Annotated in this window: 2 tRNA genes and 1 rRNA gene; all 3 read left to right on the top strand. The window is 43.1% G+C overall.

The window, feature by feature from the left end:
- Positions 1-62 (top strand): 16S ribosomal RNA (locus ACSLUO_RS17690); the annotation flags it as partial.
- 88 nt (positions 63-150) lie between these two features.
- A tRNA-Ala gene (locus tag ACSLUO_RS17685) sits at positions 151-226 on the top strand.
- A 15-nt stretch (positions 227-241) separates the two neighbouring features.
- Positions 242-318: transfer RNA gene (locus ACSLUO_RS17680), tRNA-Ile, on the top strand.
- Positions 319-510 lie beyond the last annotated feature (192 nt).

The following is a 510-nucleotide window of genomic DNA, read 5'->3' as shown; positions in this document are numbered from 1 at the left end:
TGACTGGGGTGAAGTCGTAACAAGGTAACCCTAGGGGAACCTGGGGTTGGATCACCTCCTTATCTTGAAGAATTACCATTGATGTTGAGTGTTCACACAAATTGTATGATAACGAAATTAGAAGAAGAAAGTAAAACCCTAGTATAATGAGGGGCTATAGCTCAGCTGGGAGAGCGCCTGCCTTGCACGCAGGAGGTCAGCAGTTCGATCCTGCTTAGCTCCACCACTTATTATATTATGCAGGTCTGTAGCTCAGCTGGTTAGAGCGCACCCCTGATAAGGGTGAGGTCGGCAGTTCAAGTCTGCCCAGACCTACCAACTTCTTCGGTTAGAGAGAAACCAAATTCAAGGTATCTGAACGATATTTTCAATTTGGTTTTTTTAACCAAATTTTTAGCCGAATGCGTGCTAGAAATTGTTCTTTAACAATCTGGAAAGCTGATATAAATACCCGGTGTTTATAAGGCAAAAGACGTGTCGCGCGTTCTAATGCATCACTTATAAATACCA

The sequence above is a fragment of the Thalassotalea agariperforans genome, assembly GCF_053470345.1.
This window is presented reverse-complemented; position numbering and strand designations above follow the sequence as displayed.